The organism is Kitasatospora sp. NPDC058965, assembly GCF_042741245.1.
In the GTDB taxonomy this organism is placed as follows: domain Bacteria; phylum Actinomycetota; class Actinomycetes; order Streptomycetales; family Streptomycetaceae; genus Kitasatospora.
This window is the reverse complement of the sequence record NZ_JBHYKG010000458.1, coordinates 1-5,095: the sequence shown is the minus strand read 5'-3', so window position 1 is coordinate 5,095 and position 5,095 is coordinate 1. Positions and strand designations below refer to the sequence as shown.

Genomic DNA, 5,095 nt, shown 5'->3' with positions numbered 1-5,095 from the left:
GCCGGTGCCCCTCCCCGCTGCGGACCGTCCGTCAGACCGGCTGCGCCACCCGCTCCTGCGGGACCGCCGGCTCGGCGGCCGCGGCCCCCGCCGGCAGGTGCCGCAGCAGCACCGTCGCCAGCACCGCGCCCACGGCCATCACCACCGCCGCCGCGATCGCCGCCGCCTGCATCCCGCCGCTGAACGCGTCCCGGGCGGCCGCCAGCACCTCGTGCGCCGTGCCCGCCGGGAGCTGGGCCAGCGAGACCTCGGTGCCGCCCAGCGAGTCGCGGATCCGGGCCGCCGCGCCGGCCGGCAGGCCCGCCGGCAGGTGGTGCCCGATGTCCGCACGGTAGACCGCGGTGCCGATGCTGCCCAGGATCGCCATGCCCAGCGCGCCGCCGAGCTCGGTGCCCGACTCCAGCAGGGCGGAGGCGGTGCTCGCCCGCTCGGCCGGGGCCGCGGCCATCACGACCTCGCTCACCTGGGTCATCAGGGCGATCGCCCCCGAGGCGTAGACCGCCGCCGCGACCAGCACCAGCCACAGCGGCGAGTGCGCCCCGACCGTGGCCAGCACCGCGAAGCCCACCGTCATCAGCCCGAAGCCGCCGGCGATCACCCGCGCCTTGCCCAGCCGGCCACTCAGCGCCGCCGCGGCCGGGGCCGTCCCGCCGACCACGATGCTCGGCAGCACGCTCCACAGCGCGGCCGTCAGGGTGCTCATGCCGAGCACCAGCTGCAGGTACTGGGTGACGAAGATGGCCATGCCGACCACCCCGAACATGCCCAGCACGTTCATCACGATCGAGCTGGAGAAGCCGCGGCTGCGGACCAGGGCCAGGTCGATCAGGGCGTGCGGGTGGGTCCGCTGGCGCCGCACGAAGACCGCGCCGAACAGCAGGCCGACCAGGATCGCGGCCGTCGGCAGGGTCTGGAAGCCGGTGCGGGCCAGCTCCTTGATGCCGTAGACCAGCGGCAGCACGGCGGCCAGCGAGAGCACCGAGCTCAGCACGTCGAACCGCCCACCGCGCAGTCGCGGGGTCTCCGGCAGCAGCACCGGGCCGAGCACCAGCAGCAGCACCATCGCCGGCAGGTTGACCAGGAAGACCGAGCCCCACCAGAAGTGCTCCAGCAGGATCCCGCTGAGCACCGGCCCGACCGCGATCCCGGCGCTGGTCACCGCGGTCCAGATCGCGATCGCCCTGCCGCGCTGCTTCGGGTCCGGGAACAGGTTGCGGATCATGCCCAGGGTGCTGGGCATCAGGGTGGCGCCGGCGATGCCGAGCACCGCGCGGGCCGCGATCAGCGTGCCGGCGCTGCCGGCGTAGGCGGCCAGGGTGGAGGCGGCGCCGAAGGCCAGCGCCCCGCCGAGCAGCAGTCGGCGGCGGCCGATCCGGTCGCCCAGCGCACCCATGGTGAGCAGCAGGCCGGCCAGCACGAAACCGTAGATGTCGAAGATCCACAGCTGCTGGGTGCTGCTCGGGTGCAGGTCCTTGCTGATGAACGGGACGGCGAAGTAGAGCACCGACACGTCCATCGAGACCAGCAGCAGCGGCAGCATCAGCACGGTCAGCGCCAGCCAGGCGCGCCGCCCGGCCGCGGACGGCGCCTGCTGCGGCAGGAGTTGGGTGTTCCCGGTGGTGTTCATGATGGTCCCCCAGACCTGGTGCGGGGCATGCGCAGGGTGGTCGAGCGTACGCCGTACGCTCGTTGCTGTGTACAGAGTACGCATAGTGCACTGCCCGGCGCAACGGGGAAATGTCGTCCACAGGGATGACCGATACACCGACGCACTAGTACACTTTTGTCATGACGACCGAGCTCTCCCCCACCACCCCGCCCTACCTGCGGATCGCCGCCGAGCTCAGGGCCCGGATCACCAGCGGGGCGCTGCGCCCCGGCGACCGGGTGCCGTCCACCCGGCAGATCACCCAGGAGTGGGGGGTGGCGATGGCGACCGCCACCAAGGCGCTCACCACGCTGCGCCAGGAGGGGCTGGTGCGCTCGCAGCCGGGCGCGGGCACCGTGGTGGCGCCGGGCGCCGACCGGCCGGCCCCCGGCCCGAAGCCGGCCGCCGGGCGCACCGCGACGCCGCCCCCGGCCGGTCCGAGGCCGGCCGCCGAGCCCGCCGCCCGGCGCCGCGAGCACCGGGAGAGCGAGCAGGGCCTGTCCCGGGACCGGATCGTGCAGGCCGCGGTGACCGTCGCGGACGCGGAGGGCCTGGGCCCGGTCTCGATGCGCCGGGTGGCCACCGAGCTGGGCGTGGCCCCGATGGCGCTCTACCGGCACGTGGCGAGCAAGGAGGAGCTGGTCGACCTGATGGCCGACCGGATGCTCGCCGGCGTGCCGCTGCCGCCCGCCGAACTGGTCGGCTGGCGGACCCGGTTGGCCGCCATCGCCCGGGTCCAGTGGGGGCTCTACCGGCGCCACCCGTGGCTCGCCCAGACCATCTCGCTGACCCGGCCGGCCCCGCTGCCCGGCGCGCTGCGGCACGGCGAGTACGTGGTGGCCACGCTGGAGGGCGCGGACCTCAAGCCGAGCACCCGGCTCTACATCCACATCATGGTGTTCGCCATGGTCCGCGGCATCGCGGTCAACCTCGACATGGAGGCCAACGACCGGCGCCGCACCGAGATGACCGAGGCGGAGTGGCTGGCCACCCAGGAGGGCGCGCTGACCACGATCCTGGCCGGTGGCGCGTTCCCGGCCTTCGGCCGGCTGATGGTGGACATGGCCGGCGAGGACTTCGACTTCGACCTCGACCTGCTCTTCGAGTTCGTGCTGGCCCGGATGCTGGACGGGTTGGCGCCGCTGCTGGAGCGGAAGGCCTGACCGGTCCGGCGCGCGCCCGGGCCCGGTCCGCAAGCCCCCCTTTAGCCCGGCCCGGCACCGTGGTGGGGCGCGGCGCCCGCCGTGCCCCGCGTCGCGAAGGGATCGGCCGCGCCCATGAGTTCCGCCGCCACCGCGAGCACGCCGACCGGACCGGCCGCGCCGCCGCCCGGGGCCGACCAGCTGCTGGCCCTGCACCGGGCCGGCCGGCTGGCCGCCGAGTACCCCCGGCTGGCCGCGCTGCTCGCCGACCTCTCCGAGCCCGAACTCGCGCGCGCCGGACTGCTGCTGGCCCGCCTCGACCCGGCGCAGGTGCTGGCCGCGCACCCCGCCGTCCCGACCGTCTCGGTCGCGCTCACCGGCCACGGCACGCTGGCCGCCCTGCCGCCCGCGCTGGCCGCCGAGTTCGCCCGCCACGGCCTGCTGCTGCGCCACCGGGTCAGCGAGTTCGACTCCTACGTCTTCGACCTGGCCGACCCGGACAGCGAGTTGTACGCGTACGGGGCCGATCTGACGCTCTGCCTGCTCGACCCCGAGGTGGTCTTCGACGAGGCCCCGCTGCCCTGGCGCCCGGCCGACCTGGAGCCGGTCCTGGCGGCCAAGCTGGACCTCGTCGCCGCACTGGCGGCCGGTTTCGAGCGGTCCGGCCGCGGCACCCTGGTCCTCAACACCCTGCCGCTGCCCGCCGCCTACGCCCGCCAGCTGGTCGACCACCGGTCCCGCGCCGAGCTGGGCGCGCTCTGGCGGCGCGCCAACGCCCAGCTGCTCGACCTGGCCGCCGCCCACCCCCGGCTGGTGGTGCTCGACCTGGACCCGCTGCTCGCCGAGGGCCTGCCCGCCCGCGACCCCCGGCTGGCCCGGTACACCAAGGCCCACCTGTCCAACCAGCTGCTCGCCCGCTACGCCCGCGAGATCGGCCACCTGGCCCGGCACCTGACCGGGCGCACCCGCAAGTGCCTGGTGCTGGACCTGGACGAGACCCTGTGGGGCGGTGTGCTGGGCGAGGACGGCATCGAGGGGATCGAGGTCGCCGACAGCTACCGGGGCGAGGCCTTCGCGGCCTTCCAGCGCACCGTCAAGCAGCTCGCCGCGCAGGGCGTGATGACGGCCGTGGTGAGCAAGAACGAGACCGAGCGGGTCCGCGCCGCCTTCCGCGACCACCCGCGGATGACCCTGCGCGAGCCGGACCTGCTGCGGATCGCCGCCAACTGGCGGCCCAAGGACCAGAACCTGGCCGAGCTCGCGGCCGACCTCAACATCGGACCGGACAGCCTGGTCTTCGTCGACGACAACCCGTACGAGCTCGGCCTGGTCCGGCACGCGCTGCCGGCGGTGGCCACCGTGGCGGTCGACGGGGAACCCGCCCTGCACAGCGACCGGCTGCTGCGCGACGGCTGGTTCGACGTGATCGAGCTGACCGGCGAGGACCGTGCCCGGGTGGCCCGGTACCGCGAGGACCTGGACCGGCGCGACTTCCTGCACGCGTTCGGCTCGCTGGCGGACTACCTGCGCGAGCTCGCCGTCCGGGTCGAGTTCACCGCGCTGACCGTCGAGCAGCTCCCCCGGGCCGCCCAGCTGACCCTGCGCACCAACCAGTTCCACCTGGCCACCGAGCGGCTGCAGCCGGCCGAGCTGGCCGACCGGTGCGCGCAGCCGGACGCCCTGGTGCTCGGGGTGCGCACCGCCGACCGGTTCGGGTCGAACGGGCTGGTCGGCCTGGTACTGGCCCGGCACCGGGACGATCGGTTGGAGATCGAGAACTTCCTGCTCAGCTGCCGGGTGTTCAGCCGCGGCATCGAGGGCGCCTGCCTGGCGGCGCTGCTCGCGCACGCGCGCGCCCTCGGGCACACCGCGGTGCTCGGGCACTACCGGCCCGGCGACCGGAACGGCATCGTGCGCGACTTCTACCCGCGCTACGGATTCACCGCCGACGGCGAGCGGGACGGCCTGCTGGTCTTCCGCCACGACCTGGCCGAACTCCCGCCCGTCCCGGCCCATCTGCAGCTCAGCACCGACCTCGTGGGGGTACCGCGTTGAACACCGTCGACGACTTCCTCGCCCTGCTCCGCGACGAGTTGGGCATGCCGGTCGGGGCCGCCGACCTGCCCCGCGGCCTGGACGAGGTCCCGGGCTGGGACTCCGTCCACCTGATCTGGCTGCTCAGCGCCCTGGAGCAGCGCACCGGCCGACCGGTCTCGCTGGCCCGGATCCTGGAGGCCCCCACCCTGGCCGAGATCTACCAGGTGGCCGTGGCCGGCTGACGGGCCGGTAGCGCGCGGTCCGGACC

Annotated in this window: 4 protein-coding genes; 3 read left to right on the top strand and 1 reads right to left on the bottom strand. The window is 74.8% G+C overall.

The annotated features are described in order from the left end of the window. Positions 1-31: 31 nt before the first annotated feature. Positions 32-1,627, bottom strand: a complete 1,596-nt coding sequence (locus tag ACFW1A_RS38380) for an MFS transporter (protein WP_380417936.1) — start codon at positions 1,625-1,627, stop codon at positions 32-34. A gap of 161 nt (positions 1,628-1,788) precedes the next feature. Here ACFW1A_RS38380 and ACFW1A_RS38375 point away from each other — a divergent pair, with 161 nt between their 5' ends. The 3 genes from ACFW1A_RS38375 (at position 1,789) to ACFW1A_RS38365 (ending at position 5,069) form a co-directional block, all read left to right on the top strand. Next, positions 1,789-2,811: a GntR family transcriptional regulator gene (locus tag ACFW1A_RS38375; RefSeq protein WP_380417934.1), complete on the top strand. Its 1,023-nt coding sequence runs from the start codon at positions 1,789-1,791 to the stop codon at positions 2,809-2,811. A 114-nt stretch (positions 2,812-2,925) separates the two neighbouring features. Continuing rightward, a complete protein-coding gene (locus ACFW1A_RS38370) occupies positions 2,926-4,845 on the top strand; it encodes an HAD-IIIC family phosphatase (protein ID WP_380417932.1) in 1,920 nt (639 codons plus the stop codon). Further along, a complete protein-coding gene (locus ACFW1A_RS38365; protein ID WP_380417930.1) occupies positions 4,842-5,069 on the top strand; it encodes an acyl carrier protein in 228 nt (75 codons plus the stop codon). Before ACFW1A_RS38370 ends, ACFW1A_RS38365 begins: the two co-directional genes overlap by 4 nt. Positions 5,070-5,095 lie beyond the last annotated feature (26 nt).